Here is a 25971-nt window from a genome sequence, read left to right as displayed (position 1 = left end):
TAACCATAGTTGTAATTACATATTATTGATAGGAGGTGGCGAAGTGATAAAAAGGATAGTACAAGTAATTTATATCTTTGTGGGAAGTACATTATGTTTAGTATTGTTTCCACTCTTAGATAAGTTGTTAAAAACAGAGATGCCTACGTTATTGCTTAATTCATACGTACAAGCATTATGTGGGGCAGTAATCTTTTTCATTTTATCGCTTTGGTTAGTAGATCCAACAGTAATGTTTATTAGGTATATAGAGGAGAAATTGTTAAAGGCTCCTATTTCAATGATTTTGTTTGGTAGTTTAGGACTTGTTTTTGGACTTATTCTGGCATTTCTTATTTCATTGCCAATTGACTCGATTAGATTACAATATGTGTCATCAATTATTCAGATTGTCGTTACGATTGTGTTAGGTTATTTAGGATTCCAAGTTGGGATTAAGAAAAGAGAAGAATTACTTGGGTTATTTACTTTATCAAAAGCTTCTAAGCGAAAAGCAACTGAAGGTCAGGATGCAGAAGAGACACCAGTTAAAATTTTAGATACGAGTGTCATTATTGATGGACGTATCGCTGATATTTGTCAAACTGGGTTTATAGAAGGTACGATTGTCATTCCGCAATTCGTATTAGCTGAATTGCAATACATAGCAGATTCTTCTGATACGTTAAAACGAAATAGAGGTAGAAGAGGTTTAGATATTCTAAATCGAATTCAAAAAGAGCTTGCTATGAAAGTAGAAATATATGAAGGTGACTTTGAAGATGTTCCAGAAGTTGATGCAAAGTTAGTTAAACTTGCAAAGCTAAAGAACGGTATTCTAGTGACGAATGATTTTAATTTAAACAAAGTAAGTGAATTACAACAAATTAAAGTATGGAATATAAATGATTTAGCAAATGCTATCAAACCTGTTGTATTACCAGGAGAAGTGATAACGGCATTTGTGGTAAAAGAAGGTAAAGAAAAGCTACAAGGTGTTGCTTACCTGGATGATGGAACGATGATTGTTGTAGAAGATGGAAAAGAATCAATCGGAAAACGCATAGATACAATCGTTACAAGTGTTCTGCAAACATCTGCAGGGCGTATGATATTCGCTAAAGTAAAGTAAGGTAAAGTAAAGGGGTAACAGAGGCATGCAATATAAAGTTATTATCCCAGCAGCGGGTTCAGGCTCTCGAATGGGCGCAGGCTTCAATAAATTATTTCTTAAGATAAAGAATTCACCTATTATCGAATTAACAATTAAAGTATTTGGTGAAGATCAGAGATGTAATGAGATTATATTGCCAATCAAAGAAGCTGAGAAACATCTATTTGAATCATTGAACCTAACTAATTCAATTAAACAAAAAATCACATATGTACAAGGTGGGTCTGAAAGACAGGAAAGTGTATATAATGGTTTACTGTCGATTAAAGATCCAGCGGACTATGTTCTTGTACATGATGGTGCAAGACCTTTTGTATCAAATGATGTCATTGAAAGAATTTTAGAAAGACTGAATGACCATCAAGCAGTTATTTGTGCAGTTCCTATGAAAGACACTATTAAAAAAGTAATTGATGATCAAGTAGTTGAAACAATTGATCGATCTACACTTTGGGGAGTACAAACTCCCCAAGCTTTTACTTATGAATGCTTGGCACAAGCTCATCAAAAAGCGATTCAAAATGGTTTTTTAGGGACTGATGATGCAAGCTTAGTTGAATGGAATGGACAAGTTGTTTCAGTAGTAAATGGTGATTATAATAATATAAAAGTTACAACAAAAGAGGATTTGTTTTTTGCTGAAACAATCTATGAACAATATCGAGATTAGAAGGTGTTTACATGTTTAGAATCGGACAAGGGTTTGATGTTCATGCTTTTGCAGAAAATCGCCCATTAATTATTGGTGGCATTGAAATTCCGTATGAGCTTGGCTTACTTGGACATTCAGATGCTGATGTGCTTCTTCATACAATTTCAGACGCTTTATTAGGCGCGATAGGAGAAGGCGATATTGGGAAACATTTCCCAGACACGGACCCAGCTTTTAAAGATGCTGATTCGGCAAAGCTCTTAATTCATGTTTATCAACTTGTAAAAGATAAAGGTTATGAATTAGTCAATGCTGATTGTACAATTATTGCACAAGCACCAAAAATGGCACCGTACATACAATCAATGAGAAGCAGAATTGCAGAATTACTAGAAACGTCTTCTGATCGTATTAATGTAAAAGCAACGACAACTGAAAAGTTAGGTTTTACTGGAAGAAAAGAAGGAATTGCCTCACAAGCGGTTGTATTGTTACAGAAGAAGGCTTAAACTAATAAAGTATAATTATAAATCAGTGGAGAGTGTCTACAAATGTCAAATAGAGTAAGAGTTCGTTATGCACCTAGTCCAACAGGTCATTTACATATTGGTAACGCGCGTACTGCATTATATGTTTATTTATTTGCGAAACATTTTAACGGCGATATGGTATTACGTATTGAGGATACAGATATTGAGCGTAATGTTGAAGGTGGCGAAGAAAGCCAAGCTAAATATTTACACTGGTTAGGAATCGACTGGAATGAAGGCCCAGATAAGGGTGGAGAATATGGTCCATACCGTCAGTTAGAACGTTTAGATTTATATAAACAATACGCTAACGAGTTAATTGAAAAAGGTCACGCTTATAAGTGTTATTGTACAGAAGAAGAACTTGCAGCTGAACGTGAAGCTCAAATTGCTTCTGGACTTCCAACTACTCGTTATAGCGGTAAATGCCGTCATTTAACAGCGGAAGAAAGATCATCAAAAGAAACAGAAGGTGCAGAATATACAATTCGTTTTGCAGTACCAACATCTGATACTTACGAATGGGAAGATATTGTACGTGGAAATATCAAATTCGAATCAAAAGATATCGGTGACTGGGTTCTTGTGAAAAAGAATGGAATTGCTACGTATAACTATGCAGTAGTAGTAGATGATGCGTTAATGAAAATTAGCCATGTATTACGTGGAGAAGAGCATATTTCAAATACACCAAAACAGTTAATGGTCTACCGTGCATTAAATTGGGATGCACCTGAATTTGGACACATGGCTGTTATTGTGAATGAAAACCGTAAAAAGCTTTCAAAACGTGATGAATCTGTATTACAATTTATTGAGCAATATCAAAACCTTGGTTATTTACCAGAAGCTTTATTTAACTTCATTGCACTTCTTGGATGGTCACCAGTTGGTGAGGAAGAAATTTTCAGTAAAGAAGAATTTATTAAAATTTTCGACCCTAGCCGTTTAAGCTCAGCACCAGCAATGTTTGATAAGCAAAAGTTAACTTGGATTAACAACCGCTATATTAAAGAGCAGCCATTAGAGAAAGTTGTAGAAATTTCATTACCACATTTAATCGAAGCTGGTTATGTGAAAGAAGAGCGTACTGCAGATGAAAATCTTTGGGTAACGAACCTTGTTGCACTTTACCAAGATCAAATGAGCTTTGGTGCTGAAATTGTAGAACTATCTAGCTTATTCTTCAAAGATGAGTTAACATTTGGTGAAGAAGAGCAGGCAGTTATTTCTGAAGACCAAGTAAAAGAAGTTTTAGCTGCTTTAGTTGAAGAATTAAATTCTTCAGAAGAGTTCACTGTAGATTCAATCAAAACTTCTATGAAAAATGTACAAAAAGCTACAGGACATAAAGGTAAAAAATTATTTATGCCAATTCGTGTTGCAACAACTGGACAATGTCACGGACCTGAATTGCCAGCTGCAATGACGTTATTAGGAAAAGAAAAAGTTATTGCTCGTTTACAACAAATTATTGGTTAACAATTTTGCATTCGTGTAATATATATAAATAACATTCATATAGGAAAAATGTTGATAGGGAAGAGTAAATGATTGTTCGTTATCCAGAGAGAATCACAGATGGTGGGAGTGATTTTAACGATATACATGGAAGTGCGCCCTTGAGTCTTTAGCCGAACGATTATTTTAGTAGGTTAAAGCGGTGGAAACCGTTATATTACATGAGTTGAGATGATTTTTAATAATTATCTAAACAGAGTGGAACCGCGCAAAAAAAGCGTCTCTGTGTTTAATTACACAGAGACGCTTTTTTATTTTTAGTACCATATTAAGATAGAGAGAACGGAATTCTTAATAAATTCTTTAAGGGGAAATGAAAATGCTAAAGTACATGAAGGAAGATGTGGCGACGATATTTGAACGCGACCCAGCTGCAACGGGATATTTAGAAGTCATTCTAACTTATGCTGGATTACATGCATTATGGCTTTATCGATTTGCGCATTATTTCTATCGTAGAAAATGGTACTTTATTGCAAGAAGTATTTCACAATTTGCTCGCTTTCTAACAGGCATTGAAATTCATCCAGGTGCAAAAATCGGTAGACGATTCTTTATCGATCATGGGGCAGGAGTTGTTATTGGAGAAACTTGTGAAATTGGCGATGATGTCACTATTTATCAAGGAGTAACATTAGGTGGAACAGGGAAAGAAAAAGGTAAAAGACACCCGACTCTTTTAAATGGAGTACTAGTAGCGACAGGGGCAAAAGTATTAGGCTCGATTACAGTCGGAGAAAATGCAAAGATAGGTGCAAATTCAGTCGTATTAAAAGATGTTCCAAATAATACGACAGTAGTTGGTATACCTGGAAAGATAGTTGTTCAAGATGGAATTAGAGTGAATGATCAGTTTGATCATTGTAATTTACCAGATCCTGATGCAGATAGATTGCTTCAATTAGAAGCTGAGATTCAAGAATTGAAAAGTTTACTGAGCATAACTGAAAGGAAGTAAAAACATGGCGATTCAAATTTATAATACATTAACGAGGAAAAAAGAAGATTTTAAACCTTTGGAAGAAGGTAAAGTAAAAATGTATGTGTGTGGGCCAACGGTATACAATTATATTCATATCGGTAATGCAAGGCCAGCAATTGTATTTGACACAGTACGACGTTATTTCGAATACCGTGGATATGACGTGAATTTTGTTTCAAACTTTACTGATGTAGATGATAAATTAATTAAAGCAGCTAACGAACTAGGTTCAGATGTGCCAACCATCGCTGACAAATTCATAAATGCATATTTTGAGGACGTTCAAGCACTAGGTTGCAAAACAGCTACTAATCATCCACGTGTAATGGAAAATATGGATATTATTATTGAGTTTGTTGAGGAATTAATCAAAAAAGGGTATGCATATGAGTCAGAAGGCGATGTGTATTTCAAAACAAAAGAATTTAATGGATACGGAAAACTTTCTCATCAATCTATTGAAGACCTACGTATCGGTGAAAGAATTGAGATAGGTGAAAAGAAAGAAGATCCCCTTGACTTTGCTCTTTGGAAAGCGGCGAAACCAGGAGAGATTTTCTGGGAAAGTCCTTGGGGTAATGGTCGACCAGGCTGGCATATTGAGTGCTCTGCAATGGCAAAAAAATATTTAGGGGAAACAATTGATATTCACGCAGGTGGTCAAGATTTATCGTTCCCACATCATGAAAACGAAATAGCTCAATCTGAAGCGTTGAGCGGAAAAACTTTTTCAAATTACTGGATGCATAATGGCTATATTAATATTGATAATGAAAAAATGTCAAAATCACTTGGTAACTTTGTTTTAGTACATGACATCATCAAATTAATTGATCCGATGCTTTTAAGATTCTTTATGTTATCTGTACATTACCGTCATCCAATCAACTATAGTGAAGAACTTCTACAAGAAGCGAAAAATGGATTCGAACGTATTAAAACAGCATATCAAAATCTGAAGCATAGACTTGAAAGTAGCACAAATTTAACTGAAGAAGACGAGAAATGGTTAAATGAAATTGAAGGCGAGAAACAAGTCTTTATTAAAGTTATGGACGATGACTTTAATACTGCGAATGCAATTTCAGTGTTATATCAATTAGCAAAATCAGCGAATCAATATTTATTGGAATCACATACTTCAACGAATGTAATAAATCGATTCCTTCAGATTTATGATGAATTATCTAGCGTTCTTGGTATCAATCTAGTGAAAGAAGAAGCAATGTTAGATGAAGAAATCGAGGCATTAATTCAAAAACGTACAGAAGCAAGAAAAAATCGTGATTTTGCTTTAGCTGATCAAATTCGTGATCAATTAAAAGATTTAAATATTATCATTGAAGACACTCCGCAAGGTATTCGCTGGAAAAGAGGATAACTTGATGATTGAAAGTAGTCAAAATATAGATGTAAAACAGCTGAATAGTTTAGCTCTTGCATATATAGGTGATGCTGTATACGAAATTTATGTACGACATCACCTCCTTGCAAAAGGAACCGTACGACCGCATCAACTCCATAAAGCAGCAACTAGTTTTGTTTCTGCAAAAGGACAAGCTAAAGTTATCAGAGAAATGCTATCTGCTGACTTTCTGTCTGAAGAAGAAATAGCTGTTGTAAAAAGAGGAAGAAACGCCAAGTCGGGTACAGTCCCTAAAAATACAGATGTTCAAACATATCGATATGCTACGGCAATTGAAGCGTTGATTGGATATCATTACTTACTAAAAAATGAAGATAGACTCAATACTATTGTGCAATTTGCAATTCAATTTATTGAGAATGAAAAAGGAGTATAACATGTCAGAGGAATTTATTATTGGACGTAACCCTGTTATGGAAGCAATACGTTCAGGTCGAGATATTAATAAAATATGGGTAAGTGATAGCGCAAATAAAGGACAAATTCATAAGCTTTTAGAATTAGCGAATGAAAACAAAGTATTAGTTCAAAAAGCACCTAATAAAAAATTAGATGGTATGGTTCAAGGAAATCACCAAGGTGTAATTGCTCAAGTTGCTGCTTATGAGTATGTTGAGGTTGAAGACTTATTCGAGGTTGCGAGTAGTCGTAATGAACAACCATTCTTCATCATACTTGATGAAATTGAAGATCCACACAATTTAGGATCTATTATGAGAACTGCAGATGCTGTTGGTGCACATGGTATTATCATTCCAAAAAGAAGAGCGGTTGGATTAACTTCAGCGGTAGCAAAATCTTCTACCGGAGCAATTGAATATATCCCTGTTGCAAGAGTAACGAATCTTGCAAGAACAGTAGATGACTTAAAACAAAAAGGCGTTTGGATTTTCGGTACGGATGCAAAAGGTGCTGAGGATTATCGTAAAATGGACGGCGAAATCTCACTTGGTTTAATTATCGGTAGTGAGGGAAAAGGTATGAGCAGAATTTTAAAAGAAAAATGTGACTTTCTAATTAAACTGCCAATGGTTGGTAAAGTTACTTCGTTAAACGCATCTGTTGCTGCAAGTTTATTAATGTATGAAGTACACCGCAAGAGAAATCCTCTTGGATCATAAAAAGAAAGAAATCCTGATAGTAGATGGTTATAACATGATTGGAGCTTGGCCAAATCTAAGAAAGCTGCGAGATGTAGACTTTGATAAATCTCGAGACTTGCTGATTACATTACTTGCTGAGTACAAAGCTTCTACAGGAATGAGCATCATTGTCGTATTTGATGCTCATTTTGTAAACGGAATTGAAAAAGTAGATAAGCATTCGAAAGTAGAAGTGATTTTTACACGTAAAAATCAATCTGCTGATGAAAAGATTGAAAAACTTGCAATCGAGCTTCGTCATGTAAACCATCAAATCTATGTTGCAACTTCGGATTTTACAGAGCAATGGCAAATTTTTGGGCAAGGTGCGCTTCGGATTCCGGCAATGGAGTTATATCGTTCAGTTACACAAAATAAAAAAATGATTAGTAGCAAAATTAAAGAAATACCTGATCAAAGGCTGACAATAGGCAAAAAATTAAATTCAAAACAAACAGAAATTTTAGAAAAATGGCGAAGAGGGGAACGATGACTTATTGTTTCCTTTTTCTTTGTACTGTATAATGAGGTAAATTGTACGGTCGGAGGTGCTAATTTTGAACGTTGAACAGGAATTAAAACTAATGGTAGAATATGGTCCTTTGGAGGATGAGGTAATCTTAGAATATGTCCGAGAAGGAGACCAAGAAGCACTTACATTTTTAATTCAAAAATACCGTAATTTTGTTAAAGCTAAATCTAGATCTTATTTTCTAATTGGTGCAGACCGTGAAGATATTATTCAAGAGGGTATGATAGGACTGTACAAAGCAATTCGTGACTATAAAGAAGACAAGCTTTCGTCCTTTAAGGCGTTTGCAGAATTATGCATTACAAGACAAATTATTACAGCGATCAAAACAGCAACAAGACAAAAGCATATACCATTAAATTCATATGTATCGTTGGACAAGCCAATATACGATGAAGAGTCAGATCGTACTTTATTAGATGTACTGACTGAATCTAAAAATATGGATCCAGAAGAACTTGTTATAAATCAAGAAGAAAATGTGGACATAGAATTAAAAATGTCAGAATTATTAAGCGATTTAGAAAGAAAAGTATTATCACTTTACTTAGACGGGCGTTCTTATCAGGAGATTTCCGAGGAATTAAACAGACATGTAAAGTCAATTGATAATGCACTACAACGTGTAAAAAGGAAGTTAGAAAGATATATGGAAATTAGAGAACTATCTGTATAGAGGTTTTCTTTAATACGGTTTGACAGTTTAGGGGACACATGTTACATTTTTAATGGATAATTATAGATGAATTAGGTTGGTGTCACCATGAGAAAAAAAGTTGTCCTGTCGTGCACTACTTGCAATAATAGAAACTACTCCACAATGAAAAATTCTACTACTACTGTAGAACGTTTGGAGATGAAGAAGTTTTGTAAAACGTGTAATGAACATACTACACATAAAGAAACAAAATAAATGAAATAATTGCGGGTGTCCTTGATCAGTATTAGAATCATAGCTTTTCTGTATATAGCATGTAACGACGCTCTATTTGTACGGACAAGCGGGACGTTTACGCATTTCTCTAAACAAGTATATATTGGGGGTTGCGTCAATGGGTCGTATCGGTAAGTTTTTTCGCGATGTAAAAAGCGAAATGAAGAAAGTTTCTTGGCCTAAAAGAAAAGAATTAGTTAATTCAACGGTGACAGTTGTAGCTACAGTTGTTGTCTTTGTATTATTCTTTGCTGTGCTTGATACAGGAATTTCTGAGTTAATCCGACTTATTCTTGAATAAGTTAAAACTAAATGTGCTATAATGAATGATAATGTTTAAAGAAAAGCCCGGTAACGGGTTTTTTAATTTGCAAAGAAAGTTGACCGGGGAGGGAAGGACTTAGTCCTCTAAAATGGAAAAAAGTTGGTATGTTGTTCATACTTATTCAGGATATGAGAATAAGGTAAAGGCTAATCTAGAAAAGCGTGTAGAAACAATGGGAATGCAAGATAAGATTTTCCGAGTGATCGTTCCTGAAGAATCAGAAGTTGAAATGAAGAACGGTAAAGAAAAAGTTACAAAACGTAAAGTGTTTCCTGGTTACGTTTTAGTTGAAATCGTTATGACGGATGATTCATGGTATGTTGTACGTAATACACCAGGTGTAACAGGGTTTGTTGGTTCAGCGGGTTCAGGTTCAAAGCCGACACCTCTGTTAGAAGAAGAAATCACACATATCCTTAAACATATGGGTCTTGATGAACAAGTAATTGATTTCGATTTAGAAGTAAATGAAGTTGTTCGTTTAAAAGAGGGACCATTTGCTAATTACACTGGTTCAATAAAAGAAATTGATTTTGAAAAGAAAAAAGTTACAGTGCTAGTAGAGTTCTTTAATAAAGAAACGCCTGTAGAACTAGATTTACATCTTGTAGAAAAATTATAATACTAGACCTTGCTTTTTTATTTTGAAAGTGTTAGACTTTTAAAGGTCAATATGCATCGATTAGATGGTATTAACTTCTGTATAAGAATATGCATGAGAATGCAAACGATATGAGTGGGAGGGTGAATCCCTATTACCACATCACGGACTTAAGGAGGTGTGTCTCGTGGCTAAAAAAGTAATTAAAATGGTAAAATTGCAAATTCCTGCAGGAAAAGCAAACCCAGCACCACCAGTTGGTCCTGCATTAGGACAAGCAGGTGTTAACATCATGGGATTCTGTAAAGAGTTCAACGCTCGTACAGCTGACCAAGCTGGTTTAATTATTCCTGTTGAAATCACAGTATTCGAAGATCGTTCGTTTACGTTTATTACGAAAACTCCTCCTGCTGCTGTTCTTCTTAAAGTAGCGGCTGGTATCGAGTCTGGTTCTGGTGAACCAAATCGTAAAAAAGTAGCAACAGTAAAACGCGATAAAGTACGTGAGATTGCTGAAACTAAAATGCCTGATTTAAACGCTGCTTCAGTTGAAGCTGCTATGCGTATGGTTGAAGGTACTGCACGTAGTATGGGTATCGTTATTGAAGACTAATCCCATCTTCAATAAGGTGTGATTGAGGAGGTTGCGAACATCGCTTTTGGTGTAATATCGCAACCTTTATTCGTGGGAGGAAAATCCGTTAAAACCACATTAGGAGGAAAAGAACATGGCTAACAAAGGTAAAAAGTACCAAGAAGCTATTAAATTAGTAGATCGTACAGCTGTTTACGCTGTAAACGAAGCTGTAGAACTAGTAAAGAAAACTACAACTGTTAACTTTGACGCAACTGTTGAAGTGGCATTCCGTTTAGGAGTAGATCCGAAGAAAGCTGACCAACAAATTCGTGGTGCAGTAGTTCTTCCGCACGGTACTGGTAAAGTACAACGTGTATTAGTATTCGCTAAAGGTGAAAAAGCTAAAGAAGCTGAAGCTGCTGGTGCTGATTTCGTAGGCGATGCTGAAATGATCGCTAAAATCCAAAAAGGTTGGTTCGACTTTGATGTAGTAGTAGCAACTCCAGACATGATGGCTGAAGTTGGTAAATTAGGACGTGTATTAGGACCTAAAGGTTTAATGCCAAACCCTAAAACAGGAACTGTTACATTTGATGTAACTAAAGCTGTTAACGAAATCAAAGCCGGTAAAGTTGAATACCGTGTTGATAAAGCTGGTAACATTCACGTGCCAATCGGTAAAGTATCTTTCGAAAACGAAAAGTTAGTAGAAAACTTTACAACAATCTTCGAAACTATGGTTAAAGTTAAACCTGCTGCTGCTAAAGGAACATACATGAAGAACGTAGCAATCACTTCAACTATGGGCCCTGGTATCAAAGTAGATCCTGCTAGTTTCTAAGATAAAAAACAAAGTTGACAATTCGACAAGAACTCTCTATAATGGAGATTGTCTTGCTAATTAAATAGACTACCGTAGACAGTAGGTGCGTAAGCTTAATATCCTGCCGAGGTGTATAACTGATAAATTCGTGCATATACAGCCTCCATGTCTTTTTTTGAAAAATTCGTGGAGGTTTTGTTATGAGTTACACTTTTGCGGTATACACACTAAAACCCACAGGAGGTGTAATAAATGAGCGCAGTATTAGAAGCAAAAAAACAAGTTGTATCTGAAGTAGCTGCTAAATTACGTGAGAGCAAATCAACAATCGTTGTTGACTACCGTGGTTTAAACGTTGCTGAAGTAACTGAATTACGTAAGCAATTACGTGAAGCTGGTGTTGAGTTCAAAGTTTACAAAAACACTTTAACTCGTCGTGCTGCTGAAGAAGCTGGCTTAGCTGGTTTAAACGAAGCATTAACTGGTCCAAACGCAATCGCGTTTAGTACGGAGGATGTAATTGCTCCTGCTAAAGTAATCAATGACTTCGCTAAAAAACATGATGCTTTAGAAATTAAAGCTGGTGTAATCGAAGGAAACGTTGCTACAGTTGAAGAAGTGAAAGCTCTTGCTGAACTTCCATCTCGCGAAGGTTTACTTTCTATGTTGCTTAGCGTGCTACAAGCACCAATCCGCAACTTCGCTCTTGCAACTAAAGCAGTTGCAGAACAAAAAGAAGAACAAGGCGCTTAATGCCAAAATTGCATAAAAACTATTATTGAAGGTATATATAAGGAGGAAATAACAATGACTAAAGAACAAATCATTGAAGCAGTTAAAAACATGACTGTATTAGAATTAAATGACTTAGTAAAAGCTATCGAAGAAGAGTTTGGCGTAACTGCTGCTGCTCCTATGGCTATGATGGCTGGTGGCGGTGCTGAAGCTGCTGCTGAGCAAACTGAATTTGACGTAGTATTAGCTGGCGCTGGCGACCAAAAAATTAAAGTAATCAAAGTAGTTCGTGAATTAACTGGATTAGGATTAAAAGAAGCTAAAGAATTAGTTGACAACACTCCTAAAGCAGTTAAAGAAGGAATCAGCAAAGAAGAAGCTGAAGAAATGAAAGCTAAACTTGAAGAAGTTGGCGCTTCTGTAGAAGTTAAGTAATTTCTAATCGTTTTTAAAAAAGCTCGCATTTATGCGAGCTTTTTTTGTACATATAGAGTTGTGATTGGGAAGACTAATCAGTATCAAAGATGGAAGAAGGATTTAAAATGGCTGATCACTATTTTACGAACCAACCGAATAGCAAAACCGATAAGAAAGTATTTTCTTTTACATTAAGAGGAAATGCGTTAAAGTTTCAATCTGATGCCGGAGTGTTTTCGAGAAATGAAGTTGACTTTGGTTCTCGAGTATTAATAGAGACATTTACATTTCCGGGAATTGAAGGAACGATTTTAGATGTGGGCTGTGGGTATGGTCCGATTGGATTGTCGATTGCTAAAGATAATGAAAATCAATTAGTAGAAATGGTCGATGTTAATTTAAGGGCGATTGAATTAGCGAAAGAGAATGCTAAGGTAAATAATATAGAGAATGTTAAAATCTATGAAAGTAGTATCTATGAAAATGTAACTGGAGAATACGCTGCGATTTTAACAAATCCACCAATACGAGCAGGGAAAGTCGTAGTTCATACGATTTTAAGAGAAGCTCACGAGAAATTACTTCCTGGTGGTGAACTTTGGGTAGTGATTCAAAAGAAACAAGGAGCTCCTTCCGCGTTAGATCTACTAAAAGAGCTGTTTGATGAAGTGGACGTTGTAAAAAAGGAAAAAGGGTATTATATCATAAAAAGTAAAAAAGATTGACTCTAAATTTCGCTTGTGATAGTATTATTAAATGCCAATATATATTTATTTTCAAAAATGATTTTTTGGAAGTGGGTATATTTCTATATTCTTTGGAAATGATAGTAAAATGACTGTCGTTGAGTTTAATAAATGGTTTTCATTTTGAAACCATTTTATTTTTTGTTTAACAAGTAAGGGGTTTTTTGTGCTTATTTGTTACTATTTTTTTGTTTTAAATACTCTTAAATTTAAGGGGTGAATATGTTGACAGGTCAACTAGTTCAATATGGACGACACCGCCAACGCAGAAGTTATGCTCGTATCAGTGAAGTTTTAGAGTTACCTAACTTAATTGAAATTCAAACAGCATCTTACCAATGGTTCTTAGATGAAGGTTTGAGAGAAATGTTCCAAGACATTTCACCGATTGAGGATTTTACAGGTAATCTATCATTAGAATTCATTGATTACAGTCTAGGTGAGCCGAAGTATGTTGTAGAAGAATCAAAAGAGCGTGATGTTAACTACGCTGCTCCACTTCGAGTGAAAGTTCGCCTATTAAATAAGGAAACTGGCGAAGTTAAAGAGCAAGATGTTTTCATGGGAGATTTCCCATTAATGACGGACACAGGCACATTTATTATTAATGGTGCTGAACGTGTTATCGTTTCACAATTAGTACGTTCTCCAAGTGTGTACTATAGTGGAAAGATCGACAAAAACGGTAAAAAAGGTTATACAGCTACAGTTATTCCAAACCGTGGTGCTTGGTTAGAGTACGAAACGGATGCGAAAGACGTAGTATATGTACGTATTGACCGCACAAGAAAATTACCTGTTACTGTCTTACTACGTTCGCTTGGATTTGGTACAGACCAAGAGATTTTGGACTTATTAGGCGAAAACGAATACCTACGTAACTCACTTGAAAAAGATAATACAGATAGCACTGAAAAAGCGCTTCTTGAAATCTATGAGAGACTACGTCCGGGTGAACCACCTACAGTAGAAAATGCAAAAAACCTATTAATTACTCGCTTCTTCGATCCGAAGCGTTATGATTTAGCTAGCGTAGGTCGCTACAAAATCAATAAAAAATTACACATTAAAAACCGACTATTTAATCAACGTATCGCTGAAACTTTAGTGGATCCAGAAACTGGTGAAATTATTGTAGAAAAAGGGACAACTCTTGATCGTCGTACGTTAGATAGAATTCTTCCGTTCTTGGAGAAGAATATCGGTGAAAAAGTAGTTCAACCTGCAGGTGGCGTACTAGAAGAAGAGATTAATTTACAATCTATTAAAATCTATGCACCAGTTGAAGGTGATGGCGAACAAGTAATTCAAGTCATTGGAAATGCTAATGTAAGCAAAAGTGTGAAAAATATTTCACCTGCTGACATTATCGCTTCGATTTCTTACTTCTTTAACTTACTACATAACGTAGGAGACACAGACGATATTGACCACTTAGGTAATCGTCGTTTACGTTCAGTTGGAGAATTACTTCAAAACCAATTCCGTATCGGTTTATCTCGTATGGAACGTGTAGTTCGTGAACGTATGTCAATTCAAGATACAAACGCAGTTACTCCACAGGCGTTAATTAATATTCGCCCTGTAATTGCTTCAATTAAAGAATTCTTTGGTAGCTCACAGCTATCTCAATTCATGGACCAAACAAACCCACTAGCAGAATTAACTCACAAACGAAGACTATCAGCGCTAGGACCCGGTGGTTTAACACGTGAACGTGCTGGATTCGAAGTACGTGACGTTCATTACTCTCACTATGGTCGTATGTGTCCGATTGAGACGCCTGAGGGACCGAACATCGGATTAATTAACTCACTTTCTTCTTATGCGAAAGTAAATCAATTTGGTTTCATTGAAACACCATACCGTCGTGTTGATGCTGAAACTGGACGTCTTACTGATAAAATTGATTACTTAACAGCTGATGAAGAAGATCTATACGTTGTAGCCCAAGCGAATGCTCGTTTAGGTGAAGATGGTAGTTTCTTAGATGAGGATGTAGTAGCTCGTTTCCGTGGAGACAACACTGTTGTTAAACGTGAACGTATCGACTATATGGATGTATCTCCAAAACAAGTAGTATCAGCTGCGACAGCATGTATTCCTTTCTTAGAGAATGACGATTCAAACCGTGCCCTAATGGGAGCGAACATGCAACGTCAAGCAGTTCCATTATTAAACCCTGAGTCTCCAATCGTGGGAACAGGTATGGAGTATGTATCAGCGAAAGACTCTGGTGCTGCAGTAATCTGTAAACATCCTGGTATCGTTGAACGTGTTGAAGCGAAAGAAGTTTGGGTACGTCGTTACTCAGAAGTTGATGGACAAAAAGTTAAAGGTGACCTTGATAAATATCGTATGCTAAAATTCGTACGTTCAAACCAAGGTACTTGTTATAACCAACGCCCAATCGTAAGTGTTGGTGACGAAGTAGTAAGAGGCGAAATTCTTGCAGATGGACCTTCTATGGAAAAAGGTGAATTAGCTCTTGGACGTAACGTACTTGTAGCATTCATGACATGGGATGGTTACAACTATGAGGATGCGATCATTATGAGTCGCCGTCTTGTTAAAGAAGATGTTTACACTTCAGTTCATATTGAAGAATATGAGTCAGAAGCTCGTGACACTAAATTAGGACCAGAAGAAATCACTCGTGATATTCCAAACGTTGGTGAAGATGCTCTTAAAAATCTTGATGAACGTGGGATTATCCGTATTGGTGCAGAAGTTAAAGATGGTGATTTATTAGTTGGTAAAGTAACGCCTAAAGGGGTTACTGAATTAACTGCTGAAGAACGTCTACTTCACGCAATCTTCGGTGAAAAAGCTCGTGAAGTTCGTGATACTTCTTTACGTGTTCCACACGGTGGAGGCGGAATTATTCTTGATGTTAAAGTATTCACTCGTGAAAACGGTGATGAATTACCACCAGGAGTTAACCAACTTGTTCGTGTTTACATTGTTCAGAAGCGTAAAATCTCTGAAGGGGATAAAATGGCTGGACGACATGGTAATAAAGGGGTTATATCCCGTATTTTACCAGAAGAAGATATGCCATTTTTACCAGATGGAACGCCAGTTGATATCATGTTAAACCCATTAGGGGTACCTTCTCGTATGAACATCGGTCAGGTATTAGAGTTACACTTAGGTATGGCTGCTAGATATCTTGGCATTCATGTTGCTTCTCCTGTATTTGATGGAGCGCGTGAGGAAGATGTTTGGGGTACGATTGAAGAAGCTGGTATGGCACGTGATGCTAAGACTGTACTATATGATGGACGTACGGGTGAGCCGTTCGATAACCGTGTATCAGTAGGTGTCATGTATATGATCAAACTTGCGCACATGGTTGACGATAAGCTACATGCTCGTTCAACTGGACCATACTCACTTGTTACGCAACAACCACTTGGTGGTAAAGCACAATTTGGTGGACAACACGTTTTGGTGAGATGGAAGTATGGGCACTTGAAGCATACGGTGCTGCTTATACACTACAAGAAATCTTAACTGTTAAGTCTGATGACGTTGTTGGACGTGTGAAAACATATGAAGCAATCGTTAAAGGTGAAAACGTACCTGAGCCAGGTGTTCCTGAATCATTCAAAGTATTAATTAAGGAATTACAATCTCTAGGTATGGATGTTAAGATGATGTCTGCTACAGATGAGGAAATCGAAATGCGCGATACTGAAGATGATGATGATCAAGCTTCAGAACATTTAGCGATGGATATGGAATACGTAAAAGAATAAGTATTGGGTAAAACCTTAGGACAGAAAGGGAGGTAGGCCCCTTGATAGATGTAAATAATTTCGAGTATATGAAGATCGGACTTGCATCGCCTGACAAAATTCGCTCGTGGTCATACGGGGAAATTAAAAAACCTGAAACAATTAACTACCGTACATTAAAACCTGAAAAAGATGGTCTTTTTTGTGAACGTATTTTCGGTCCTACAAAGGATTGGGAATGTCATTGCGGTAAATATAAACGTGTACGTTATAAAGGTGTAGTTTGTGATCGCTGTGGAGTTGAAGTAACTCGTGCAAAAGTACGTCGTGAACGTATGGGTCACATTGAATTAGCTGCTCCAGTTTCACATATTTGGTATTTTAAAGGTATTCCAAGCCGAATGGGACTTGTTTTAGACATGTCCCCTCGAGCTTTGGAGGAAGTGATCTACTTTGCTTCTTATGTTGTAACTGAAACAGGTGATACGCCTTTAGAAAAGAAACAATTGCTTTCTGAGAAAGAATTCCGTGCTTATCGTGAGCGCTATGGTCAAACTTTCCAAGCATCTATGGGTGCAGAAGCAATTAAAAAGCTTTTAAGCGACATTAATCTTGAAAAAGATGTTGATTCTTTAAAAGAAGAATTAAAAACTGCTCAAGGACAACGTCGTACAAGAGCAATTAAACGATTAGAAGTATTAGAAGCATTCCGTAACTCTGGTAATGAACCATCTTGGATGATCCTTGATGTTCTTCCAGTTATCCCACCTGAATTACGTCCAATGGTTCAATTGGATGGTGGTCGTTTTGCTACTTCAGATTTAAATGATTTATATCGTCGTGTAATTAACCGTAACAACCGTTTAAAACGTTTATTAGACCTTGGTGCTCCAAGTATCATCGTTCAAAACGAAAAACGTATGCTTCAAGAGGCAGTTGATGCGTTAATTGACAATGGTCGTCGTGGCCGTCCAGTTACCGGACCAGGTAACCGTCCATTAAAATCACTTTCTCACATGCTTAAAGGTAAGCAAGGACGTTTCCGTCAAAACTTACTTGGTAAACGTGTTGACTACTCTGGTCGTTCGGTAATCGTTGTAGGACCAAACTTACAGATGTATCAATGTGGTCTACCAAAAGAAATGGCAATTGAATTATTCAAGCCATTCGTGATGAAAGAATTAGTAGAGCGTGGGTTAGCGCATAACATTAAGAGTGCAAAACGTAAAATCGAGCGTTTACACCCAGAAATTTGGGATGTATTAGAATCGGTTATTCGTGAGCACCCAGTGTTACTAAACCGTGCCCCAACTCTTCACAGACTTGGTATCCAAGCGTTCGAACCTACTCTAGTAGAAGGCCGTGCGATTCGTCTACATCCACTTGTATGTACTGCATACAACGCCGATTTTGACGGTGACCAAATGGCTGTTCACGTACCGTTATCAAGTGAAGCTCAAGCAGAAGCTCGTATTCTAATGCTTGCAGCTCAAAACATCCTGAATCCGAAAGATGGTAAACCAGTAGTTACACCATCTCAAGATATGGTATTAGGTAACTATTACTTAACACTTGAGCGTGCAGGCGCTGTCGGTGAAGGTATGGTATTTAAAGATATCAATGAAGCGTTAATCGCATACCAAAACGGTTATGTACATTTACATTCTCGTGTTGCTGTTGCGGCTGGAACGTTAAATAACGAAACATTTACTGAAGAACAAAATAATTCATTATTAATCACAACTGTTGGTAAGCTGATCTTCAATGAAATCTTACCTACATCGTTCCCATACATTAATGAACCAACGCAGAGTAACCTTGAAAAAGAAACTCCGCAAATGTATTTTGTTTCTAAAGGTGCAAATGTAAAAGAAATTATTGAAAGTAGAGAAGAAATTGCTCCTTTCAAAAAGAAAATTCTTGGAAACATCATTGCTGAAGTATTTAAACGTTTCAAAATTACTGAAACATCAAAAATGCTTGATCGCATGAAGGATCTTGGATTTAGACATTCTACTAAAGCTGGTATCACAGTAGGTGTTGCTGACATCATCGTATTACCGGAGAAGCAACAAATTATTGCTGAGGCACAAGAAAAAGTAGATAAAGTATTAAAGCAATTCCGACGTGGATTAATCACAGAAGATGAGCGTTACGATCGTGTAATCGCAATTTGGAGTGACGCGAAGGATGTAATTCAAGGAAAACTGATGGCTTCATTAAATAAACGAAACCCTATCTTTATGATGAGTGACTCTGGTGCCCGTGGTAACGCATCGAACTTCACTCAGCTTGCAGGTATGCGTGGTCTAATGGCCAACCCGGCTGGACGTATTATTGAGTTACCAATCAAATCATCATTCCGTGAAGGTTTAACGGTACTTGAATACTTCATCTCAACACATGGTGCTCGTAAAGGTCTTGCCGATACTGCACTTAAAACAGCCGATTCAGGTTACCTAACTCGTCGTCTAGTAGACGTTGCACAAGATGTAATCGTTCGTCAAGATGACTGTGGTACTGATCGTGGTTTACATGTAAAAGCAATTAAAGAAGGTAACGAAATTATTGAAGGTCTATACGATCGCCTAGTAGGTCGTCATTTACGTGCAACTCTACGTCACCCAGAAACTGGTGTATTACTTGCTCAAGAGAACGATTTAATTACAGAAGACTTAGCTCGTGAAATAATTGATGCTGGTATTGAAGAAGTTAATATCCGTTCTGCGTTTACATGTAATACGAACCACGGAGTATGTAAAAAATGTTATGGTCGCAATTTAGCTACAGGTGCTGAAGTTGAAGTTGGTGAAGCAGTTGGTATCATCGCTGCTCAATCAATCGGTGAACCAGGTACTCAGTTAACAATGCGTACATTCCATACAGGTGGGGTTGCAGGAGACGATATTACTCAAGGTTTACCTCGTATTCAAGAGCTATTTGAAGCGCGTAATCCTAAAGGTCAAGCGGTTATATCTGAAATTGATGGTGTTATCTCGATTTCAACTGATGCAAAAGACAAGCAAGAAATTATTGTTGAAGGTTCAGTTGAATCTAGAAGCTATCCAGTTCCATATGGCGCTAGATTAAAAGTTCAAGACGGTGAAAGAATTGAACGTGGTCAAGTAATGACTGAAGGTTCTATTGATCCGAAAGAGCTATTAAAAGTAAAAGGTACAAATGCTGTTCAAGAATACTTACTGCGTGAAGTTCAAAAAGTTTACCGTATGCAAGGGGTAGAAATTGGCGATAAACACGTAGAGGTAATGGTTCGTCAAATGCTGAAGAAAGTTCGTGTAATGGATGCAGGGGAAACTGAGTTACTTCCTGGTACATTATTAGAATTACATCAATTTACTGAAGCAAATAAAGAAGCTTTATTTGCAGGTAAACAACCAGCTACTGCTCGTCCATTATTATTAGGTATTACAAAAGCATCATTAGAAACAGACTCATTCTTATCAGCTGCATCATTCCAAGAAACAACGCGTGTGTTAACAGACGCTGCAATCAAAGGAAAACGTGACGAGTTGCTAGGATTAAAAGAGAATGTTATTATAGGTAAGTTGGTTCCAGCTGGTACAGGTATGAACAGATACCGTAAAGTTGATCTTGTAAAAGATGTAAACGAATCAGTTGAAATGAACGAAGAAGTTTTAGTTGAAAAATAAAACTTAAAATATTTTCATTCTTGAGTTGACATCAAATGATGAAAAATGATAAGATATTCAAGGTTGCTCCTAGACAATAGCACTGCTAATCTTAGCAGGTTAGACCCGGGGCTAATTTAGGAATATACAGTTAAAACTGTTTTTGTGAGAAGGAAGATTCCTTCCTTCTTGCAAAAACTTTGTTTTCAACTAATTATGAACCACCTGGATGTGTGGTCTTATAAATATGTGAAGGGAGGAAAACTCATGCCTACTATTAACCAGTTAGTGCGTAATGGACGTACTTCTAAAGTATGGAAATCAAAATCACCAGCATTAAACAAAGGTTTCAACTCATTAAAGAAAAAATCAACTGATTTATCAGCTCCACAAAAACGTGGTGTTTGTACTCGTGTTGGTACTATGACTCCAAAGAAACCGAACTCAGCATTACGTAAATATGCTCGTGTACGTTTAACTAACCAAATCGAGGTAACTGCTTATATCCCAGGTATCGGACACAACTTACAAGAGCACAGTGTTGTTCTTATTCGTGGAGGACGTGTAAAAGATTTACCAGGGGTACGTTATCACATCGTTCGTGGTGCGTTAGATACTGCAGGTGTTGACAAGCGTATGCAAGGTCGTTCTAAATACGGAACTAAGAGACCAAAAGCAGCTAAGAAGTAATAAATAACAACTAGTCGAAAGGAGGAAATCACATGCCACGTAAAGGTCCTGTTGCAAAAAGAGATGTATTGCCAGATCCACTTTATAATTCAAAATTAGTTTCTCGTTTAATCAACAAAATGATGATTGACGGAAAAAGAGGGAAATCTCAAGCTATCTTATACGGAGCTTTTGAATTAATCCAAGAACGTTCTGGTAAAGAACCAATGGAAGTATTCGAAGCTGCTCTTAAAAATATCATGCCAGTTCTAGAAGTTAGAGCTCGTCGTGTTGGTGGATCAAACTACCAAGTACCAGTTGAGGTACGTCCAGAGCGCCGTACAACTTTAGGTCTTCGCTGGTTAGTTAACTATTCTCGTCTTCGTGGAGAAAAAACGATGGAAGAGCGTTTAGCTAACGAAATTCTTGATGCAGCTAACAACTCAGGTTCTGCAGTTAAGAAACGTGAAGATACACACAAAATGGCAGAAGCGAACAAAGCGTTTGCTCACTACCGTTGGTAAGATTAAAAGCATTTTAGTTATTTCTGCACATAATGAATGTTGGTTAAGTCGTTCACCTATTTTTAAACTAGTTTTCTAGATTGAATAGGTGAACGTCGGATTACATAACTTAGGATGACATGAAAGTTCTTTGCTTGTAGTACTTAACTTAATAACATGAAATATGTATAGGAATAACTTTTTCTTATACTATTAAAAATCCTACTTACAAATTGGAAGGGAGAAAGAACCCTTATGACAAGAGAGTTCTCCTTAAATAACACTCGTAATATCGGGATCATGGCTCATATTGACGCTGGTAAAACAACGACTACTGAGCGTATCCTTTATTACACTGGTCGTATTCATAAAATTGGTGAAACTCTCATGAAGGAGCTTCACAAATGGACTGGATGGAGCAAGAGCAAGAGCGTGGTATCACTATCACATCTGCTGCGACAACAGCTCAATGGAATAACCACCGTGTAAATATCATTGATACTCCTGGTCACGTAGACTTCACTGTTGAAGTTGAACGTTCTCTACGTGTACTTGATGGCGCAGTTGCAGTACTTGATGCTCAATCTGGTGTTGAGCCTCAAACTGAAACAGTATGGCGTCAAGCAACTACTTACGGAGTTCCACGTGTTGTATTCGTTAACAAAATGGATAAAATTGGCGCGGATTTCTTATACTCTGTAGGAACATTGCACGATCGTTTACAAGCTAACGCACACCCAATCCAATTAGCGATGGGTGCTGAAGATAATTTCTGGGGTATTATCGACCTTGTTGAAATGAAAGCTATCAAGTATAACAATGACTTAGGTACTGACATTGAAACAATCGAGATTCCTGAAGAATACAAAGAGCAAGCTGAAGAATACCGTGGAAGATTAGTTGAAGCAGTAGCTGAGCTTGATGAAGAATTAATGATGAAATATCTTGAAGGTGAAGAAATCACACTTCCTGAATTAAAAGCTGCTATTCGTAAAGCAACTTGTTCAGTACAGTTCTACCCAGTAGTATGTGGTTCTGCTTTCAAAAATAAAGGTGTTCAATTAATGCTTGATGCAGTAATTGACTACTTACCATCACCATTAGATGTACCAGCAATTATGGGAACTATTCCTGATTCTGATGAAGAGAAAGTTGTTCCTTCAAGTGACGACGAGCCTTTCGCTGCTCTTGCATTCAAAATCATGACAGATCCTTATGTTGGTAAATTAACATTCTTCCGTGTGTACGCAGGTACATTAGAATCTGGTTCATACGTTCAAAACTCTACGAAAGGTAAGCGTGAGCGTGTAGGACGTATCCTACAAATGCATGCTAACTCTCGTCAAGAGATCTCGAAAGTATATGCTGGAGACATCGCTGCTGCTGTAGGTCTTAAAGATACTACAACTGGAGATACTCTATGTGATGAAAAGAATTTAGTTATTCTTGAGTCTATGGAATTCCCAGAGCCAGTTATCCACATTGCAATCGAACCAAAATCTAAAGCTGACCAAGATAAAATGGGTCAAGCATTAGTAAAATTAACAGAAGAAGATCCTACATTCCGTGCACATACTGATCAAGAAACTGGTCAAGTAATCATCGGTGGTATGGGTGAACTTCACCTTGATATCATCGTTGACCGTATGCGTCGTGAATTCAAAGTAGAAGCTAACGTTGGTGCTCCTCAAGTAGCATATCGTGAAACTTTCCGTTCTTCTGCACAAGTAGAAGGTAAATTCGTTCGTCAATCAGGTGGACGTGGACAATTCGGTCACGTTTGGATTGAATTCTCACCAAACGAAGAAGGAAAAGGCTTCGAGTTCGAAAACGGTATCGTTGGTGGTGTTGTTCCTCGTGAATACATCCCAGCAGTTGCTGCAGGTCTTGAAGATTCTCTTAAAAATGGTGTATTAGCTGGGTTCCCACTAATCGACATTAAAGCTCGTCTATTTGATGGTTCTTACCATGATGTTGACTCGAATGAGATGGCGTTTAAAGTTGCTGCTTCATTAGCACTTAAAAACGCAGTTAAAAAATGTAACCCAGTTCTACTTGAACCTATCATGAAAGTAGAAGTTGTTATCCCTGAGGAATACTTAGGAGATATCATGGGTGACGTTACTTCTCGTCGCGGACGCGTTGAAGGTATGGAAGCTCGCGGTAACGCTCAAGTAGTACGTGCAATGGTGCCTCTTGCTGAGATGTTTGGTTATGCAACTTCATTACGTTCTAACACACAAGGTCGTGGAACGTTCTCAATGGTATTTGATCATTATGAAGATGTACCAAAATCTATCTCTGAAGAAATTATCAAAAAATATAAAGGTGAGTAATTGATTATTTAGTTCTCATCATGTATAACTATGTATGTTAGCTATAAAGGGGACTTGCCCCTTTATGGCATAATAATAAAAACTAAAATTAATTTTCTTAATTATAAGGAGGATTTTTACAATGGGTAAAGCTAAATTCGAACGTGTAAAACCACACGTTAACATTGGTACAATCGGACACGTTGACCATGGTAAAACTACATTAACAGCTGCTATTACTACGGTATTAGCTAAAGTAGGTGGAGCTGAAGCTCGTGCTTACGATCAAATCGATGGTGCTCCAGAAGAAAGAGAACGTGGTATCACAATCTCTACTGCACACGTTGAGTACGAAACTGAAACTCGTCACTATGCACACGTTGACTGCCCAGGTCACGCTGACTATGTTAAAAACATGATCACTGGTGCTGCTCAAATGGACGGTGGTATCTTAGTAGTATCTGCTGCTGATGGTCCAATGCCTCAAACTCGTGAGCACATTCTTTTATCTCGTCAAGTAGGTGTACCTTACATCGTAGTATTCATGAACAAATGTGACATGGTTGACGATGAGGAGTTACTTGAATTAGTTGAAATGGAAATTCGTGATCTATTATCAGAATATGAATTCCCAGGCGATGACATTCCAGTAATCAAAGGTTCAGCTCTTAAAGCTTTAGAAGGTGACGAAGCTTGGGAAGCAAAAATTCATGAATTAATGGCTGAAGTTGATTCTTATATCCCAACACCAGCTCGTGAAACTGACAAGCCTTTCTTAATGCCAGTTGAGGATGTATTCTCAATCACTGGTCGTGGAACAGTTGCTACTGGTCGTGTTGAGCGTGGTATCGTTAAAGTTGGTGACGTAATCGAGATCATCGGTCTTGTTGAAGAGCCAAAATCAACTACTGTAACAGGTGTTGAAATGTTCCGTAAACTTCTTGATCAAGCAGAAGCTGGAGATAACATCGGTGCACTTCTTCGTGGGGTTGCTCGTGACGATATCCAACGTGGTCAAGTTTTAGCTAAACCAGGTTCAGTTAAACAACACACTAAGTTCAAAGCTGAAGTTTACGTTTTATCTAAAGAAGAAGGTGGACGTCATACTCCATTCTTCGCTAACTACCGTCCACAATTCTATTTCCGTACAACTGACGTAACTGGAATCATCCAATTACCTGAAGGTACTGAAATGGTTATGCCTGGCGACAACATCGAAATGACTGTTGAGTTAATCAACGCAATCGCTGTTGAAGAAGGAACTAAGTTCTCTATCCGTGAGGGTGGACGTACTGTAGGCGCTGGCGTAGTTGCTACAATCGTTGAATAATTAAAACACAAAAGCTTAGAAGAATTTATTCTTCTAAGCTTTTTTTTGGTAATATTTAATTATAATAGAATTTCGTTTCTTACTTGATTTTCAAATATGGAGATATTATAATAACAAAGTACAAAAGACGACAAAAAACATTTTATACATAATAAATAACTAATGCTTGCAAAGGCATTATTTTTTATGTATAATAGATGATGTTGGTCTTTGACTGCGTAGAAATGGAAGGTTGCTGATACACCCGGCCGCTTTGCCATGGCGAGTGTAAGGAAATTTCCATGGAGTATGTCTATTATATAAATAGGCGAAAAAGGAGGGAAAATTATGGCAAAAGAAAAAATTCGTATTCGTTTAAAAGCTTACGATCACCGTATTTTAGATCAATCTGCTGAAAAAATCGTTGAAACTGCGAAACGTTCAGGTGCTTCTGTATCTGGTCCGATCCCGTTACCAACTGAGAAATCAATTTACACGATTCTTCGTGCGGTTCATAAATACAAAGATTCACGTGAGCAATTCGAAATGCGCACACATAAACGTTTAATCGATATCGTGAACCCAACACCACAAACTGTTGATTCACTAATGAGACTAGACTTACCGTCTGGCGTTGATATTGAAATCAAGCTTTAATAACAATATAGAAAATTCAGGAGGTGTGACTT

Annotated in this window: 23 protein-coding genes, 2 pseudogenes and 2 other annotated features; all 25 genes and pseudogenes read left to right on the top strand. The window is 37.2% G+C overall.

Going from position 1 to position 25971, the window contains the following annotated elements; genetic code table 11:
- Nucleotides 1-43 precede the first annotated feature (43 nt).
- Nucleotides 44-1111, top strand: coding sequence for a PIN/TRAM domain-containing protein (locus ABID96_RS20245; protein WP_192604305.1), 1068 nt, complete (start codon nucleotides 44-46; stop codon nucleotides 1109-1111).
- 25 nt (nucleotides 1112-1136) lie between these two features.
- On the top strand, nucleotides 1137-1823 hold the full coding sequence (gene ispD, locus ABID96_RS20240) for a 2-C-methyl-D-erythritol 4-phosphate cytidylyltransferase (protein ID WP_192604304.1): 687 nt from the start codon (nucleotides 1137-1139) through the stop codon (nucleotides 1821-1823).
- Nucleotides 1824-1834: 11 nt separating this feature from the next.
- The gene (gene ispF / locus ABID96_RS20235) at nucleotides 1835-2314 is read left to right on the top strand and encodes a 2-C-methyl-D-erythritol 2,4-cyclodiphosphate synthase (RefSeq protein ID WP_088003737.1); all 480 of its coding nucleotides are present in this window, start codon (nucleotides 1835-1837) and stop codon (nucleotides 2312-2314) included.
- A 42-nt stretch (nucleotides 2315-2356) separates the two neighbouring features.
- Complete coding sequence (gene gltX / locus ABID96_RS20230; RefSeq protein WP_192604303.1) at nucleotides 2357-3817, top strand: glutamate--tRNA ligase; 1461 nt, start codon at nucleotides 2357-2359, stop codon at nucleotides 3815-3817.
- Nucleotides 3818-3859: 42 nt separating this feature from the next.
- Nucleotides 3860-4084 (top strand) — a binding site (T-box leader).
- A 91-nt stretch (nucleotides 4085-4175) separates the two neighbouring features.
- The gene (gene cysE, locus ABID96_RS20225; RefSeq protein ID WP_192604302.1) at nucleotides 4176-4814 is read left to right on the top strand and encodes a serine O-acetyltransferase; all 639 of its coding nucleotides are present in this window, start codon (nucleotides 4176-4178) and stop codon (nucleotides 4812-4814) included.
- A gap of 4 nt (nucleotides 4815-4818) precedes the next feature.
- Nucleotides 4819-6219, top strand: a complete 1401-nt coding sequence (gene cysS / locus ABID96_RS20220; protein WP_192604301.1) for a cysteine--tRNA ligase — start codon at nucleotides 4819-4821, stop codon at nucleotides 6217-6219.
- 4 nt (nucleotides 6220-6223) lie between these two features.
- Nucleotides 6224-6640, top strand: a complete 417-nt coding sequence (locus ABID96_RS20215) for a Mini-ribonuclease 3 (protein ID WP_192604300.1) — start codon at nucleotides 6224-6226, stop codon at nucleotides 6638-6640.
- A gap of 1 nt (nucleotide 6641) precedes the next feature.
- Nucleotides 6642-7385: a 23S rRNA (guanosine(2251)-2'-O)-methyltransferase RlmB gene (gene rlmB, locus ABID96_RS20210; protein WP_192604299.1), complete on the top strand. Its 744-nt coding sequence runs from the start codon at nucleotides 6642-6644 to the stop codon at nucleotides 7383-7385.
- 34 nt (nucleotides 7386-7419) lie between these two features.
- Entirely contained in the window at nucleotides 7420-7899 is a 480-nt protein-coding gene (locus tag ABID96_RS20205) for an NYN domain-containing protein (RefSeq protein WP_483301390.1), read from the top strand.
- 91 nt (nucleotides 7900-7990) lie between these two features.
- Nucleotides 7991-8614: an RNA polymerase sporulation sigma factor SigH gene (gene sigH / locus ABID96_RS20200; RefSeq protein ID WP_088003875.1), complete on the top strand. Its 624-nt coding sequence runs from the start codon at nucleotides 7991-7993 to the stop codon at nucleotides 8612-8614.
- A gap of 87 nt (nucleotides 8615-8701) precedes the next feature.
- Nucleotides 8702-8851, top strand: coding sequence for a 50S ribosomal protein L33 (gene rpmG, locus ABID96_RS20195; protein WP_088003757.1), 150 nt, complete (start codon nucleotides 8702-8704; stop codon nucleotides 8849-8851).
- 139 nt (nucleotides 8852-8990) lie between these two features.
- Complete coding sequence (secE, locus tag ABID96_RS20190; RefSeq protein ID WP_088003760.1) at nucleotides 8991-9173, top strand: preprotein translocase subunit SecE; 183 nt, start codon at nucleotides 8991-8993, stop codon at nucleotides 9171-9173.
- Between the two features lie 112 nt (nucleotides 9174-9285).
- Complete coding sequence (gene nusG / locus ABID96_RS20185; protein WP_088003763.1) at nucleotides 9286-9819, top strand: transcription termination/antitermination protein NusG; 534 nt, start codon at nucleotides 9286-9288, stop codon at nucleotides 9817-9819.
- A gap of 166 nt (nucleotides 9820-9985) precedes the next feature.
- Nucleotides 9986-10411 (top strand): 50S ribosomal protein L11, encoded by a 426-nt coding sequence (rplK, locus tag ABID96_RS20180; RefSeq protein WP_142283142.1) that lies wholly within the window; start codon nucleotides 9986-9988, stop codon nucleotides 10409-10411.
- Between the two features lie 115 nt (nucleotides 10412-10526).
- Entirely contained in the window at nucleotides 10527-11216 is a 690-nt protein-coding gene (rplA, locus tag ABID96_RS20175) for a 50S ribosomal protein L1 (RefSeq protein WP_088003769.1), read from the top strand.
- A gap of 54 nt (nucleotides 11217-11270) precedes the next feature.
- Nucleotides 11271-11406: a sequence feature (ribosomal protein L10 leader region), on the top strand.
- Nucleotides 11407-11450: 44 nt separating this feature from the next.
- The gene (rplJ, locus tag ABID96_RS20170; protein ID WP_088003772.1) at nucleotides 11451-11951 is read left to right on the top strand and encodes a 50S ribosomal protein L10; all 501 of its coding nucleotides are present in this window, start codon (nucleotides 11451-11453) and stop codon (nucleotides 11949-11951) included.
- A 54-nt stretch (nucleotides 11952-12005) separates the two neighbouring features.
- Complete coding sequence (gene rplL / locus ABID96_RS20165) at nucleotides 12006-12368, top strand: 50S ribosomal protein L7/L12 (RefSeq protein WP_088003775.1); 363 nt, start codon at nucleotides 12006-12008, stop codon at nucleotides 12366-12368.
- A 107-nt stretch (nucleotides 12369-12475) separates the two neighbouring features.
- On the top strand, nucleotides 12476-13075 hold the full coding sequence (locus ABID96_RS20160; RefSeq protein WP_192604297.1) for a class I SAM-dependent methyltransferase: 600 nt from the start codon (nucleotides 12476-12478) through the stop codon (nucleotides 13073-13075).
- Between the two features lie 246 nt (nucleotides 13076-13321).
- Nucleotides 13322-16857: pseudogene (gene rpoB, locus ABID96_RS20155) on the top strand (DNA-directed RNA polymerase subunit beta).
- A 41-nt stretch (nucleotides 16858-16898) separates the two neighbouring features.
- Nucleotides 16899-20507 (top strand): DNA-directed RNA polymerase subunit beta', encoded by a 3609-nt coding sequence (gene rpoC / locus ABID96_RS20150; protein ID WP_192604295.1) that lies wholly within the window; start codon nucleotides 16899-16901, stop codon nucleotides 20505-20507.
- Nucleotides 20508-20753: 246 nt separating this feature from the next.
- Entirely contained in the window at nucleotides 20754-21176 is a 423-nt protein-coding gene (rpsL, locus tag ABID96_RS20145) for a 30S ribosomal protein S12 (protein ID WP_056467392.1), read from the top strand.
- Nucleotides 21177-21208: 32 nt separating this feature from the next.
- Nucleotides 21209-21679, top strand: coding sequence for a 30S ribosomal protein S7 (gene rpsG / locus ABID96_RS20140; RefSeq protein ID WP_088044563.1), 471 nt, complete (start codon nucleotides 21209-21211; stop codon nucleotides 21677-21679).
- 234 nt (nucleotides 21680-21913) lie between these two features.
- Nucleotides 21914-23994: pseudogene (fusA, locus tag ABID96_RS20135) on the top strand (elongation factor G).
- 121 nt (nucleotides 23995-24115) lie between these two features.
- Entirely contained in the window at nucleotides 24116-25303 is a 1188-nt protein-coding gene (tuf, locus tag ABID96_RS20130; protein WP_088003792.1) for an elongation factor Tu, read from the top strand.
- Nucleotides 25304-25630: 327 nt separating this feature from the next.
- Nucleotides 25631-25939 (top strand): 30S ribosomal protein S10, encoded by a 309-nt coding sequence (rpsJ, locus tag ABID96_RS20125; protein ID WP_088003795.1) that lies wholly within the window; start codon nucleotides 25631-25633, stop codon nucleotides 25937-25939.
- Nucleotides 25940-25971: the final 32 nt, after the last annotated feature.

The sequence above is a fragment of the Gottfriedia sp. OAE603 genome (genome assembly GCF_040543965.1).
GTDB classification, from domain to species: domain Bacteria; phylum Bacillota; class Bacilli; order Bacillales; family Bacillaceae_G; genus Gottfriedia; species Gottfriedia solisilvae.
The sequence above is the reverse complement of the archived record's forward strand: the minus strand, read 5'-3'. Positions and strand labels throughout refer to the sequence as shown.

Bases quoted from the DNA above. Each gene is read 5' to 3' on its own strand.
- ispD (WP_192604304.1), top strand. From the start codon at position 1,137: ATGCAATATAAAGTTATTATCCCAGCAGCGGGTTCAGGCTCTCGAATG.
- ispF (WP_088003737.1), top strand. From the start codon at position 1,835: ATGTTTAGAATCGGACAAGGGTTTGATGTTCATGCTTTTGCAGAAAAT.
- gltX (WP_192604303.1), top strand. From the start codon at position 2,357: ATGTCAAATAGAGTAAGAGTTCGTTATGCACCTAGTCCAACAGGTCAT.
- cysE (WP_192604302.1), top strand. From the start codon at position 4,176: ATGCTAAAGTACATGAAGGAAGATGTGGCGACGATATTTGAACGCGAC.
- cysS (WP_192604301.1), top strand. From the start codon at position 4,819: ATGGCGATTCAAATTTATAATACATTAACGAGGAAAAAAGAAGATTTT.
- ABID96_RS20215 (WP_192604300.1), top strand. From the start codon at position 6,224: ATGATTGAAAGTAGTCAAAATATAGATGTAAAACAGCTGAATAGTTTA.
- rlmB (WP_192604299.1), top strand. From the start codon at position 6,642: ATGTCAGAGGAATTTATTATTGGACGTAACCCTGTTATGGAAGCAATA.
- ABID96_RS20205 (WP_483301390.1), top strand. From the start codon at position 7,420: ATGATTGGAGCTTGGCCAAATCTAAGAAAGCTGCGAGATGTAGACTTT.
- sigH (WP_088003875.1), top strand. From the start codon at position 7,991: ATGGTAGAATATGGTCCTTTGGAGGATGAGGTAATCTTAGAATATGTC.
- rpmG (WP_088003757.1), top strand. From the start codon at position 8,702: ATGAGAAAAAAAGTTGTCCTGTCGTGCACTACTTGCAATAATAGAAAC.
- secE (WP_088003760.1), top strand. From the start codon at position 8,991: ATGGGTCGTATCGGTAAGTTTTTTCGCGATGTAAAAAGCGAAATGAAG.
- nusG (WP_088003763.1), top strand. From the start codon at position 9,286: ATGGAAAAAAGTTGGTATGTTGTTCATACTTATTCAGGATATGAGAAT.
- rplA (WP_088003769.1), top strand. From the start codon at position 10,527: ATGGCTAACAAAGGTAAAAAGTACCAAGAAGCTATTAAATTAGTAGAT.
- rplJ (WP_088003772.1), top strand. From the start codon at position 11,451: ATGAGCGCAGTATTAGAAGCAAAAAAACAAGTTGTATCTGAAGTAGCT.
- rplL (WP_088003775.1), top strand. From the start codon at position 12,006: ATGACTAAAGAACAAATCATTGAAGCAGTTAAAAACATGACTGTATTA.
- ABID96_RS20160 (WP_192604297.1), top strand. From the start codon at position 12,476: ATGGCTGATCACTATTTTACGAACCAACCGAATAGCAAAACCGATAAG.
- rpsL (WP_056467392.1), top strand. From the start codon at position 20,754: ATGCCTACTATTAACCAGTTAGTGCGTAATGGACGTACTTCTAAAGTA.
- rpsG (WP_088044563.1), top strand. From the start codon at position 21,209: ATGCCACGTAAAGGTCCTGTTGCAAAAAGAGATGTATTGCCAGATCCA.
- tuf (WP_088003792.1), top strand. From the start codon at position 24,116: ATGGGTAAAGCTAAATTCGAACGTGTAAAACCACACGTTAACATTGGT.
- rpsJ (WP_088003795.1), top strand. From the start codon at position 25,631: ATGGCAAAAGAAAAAATTCGTATTCGTTTAAAAGCTTACGATCACCGT.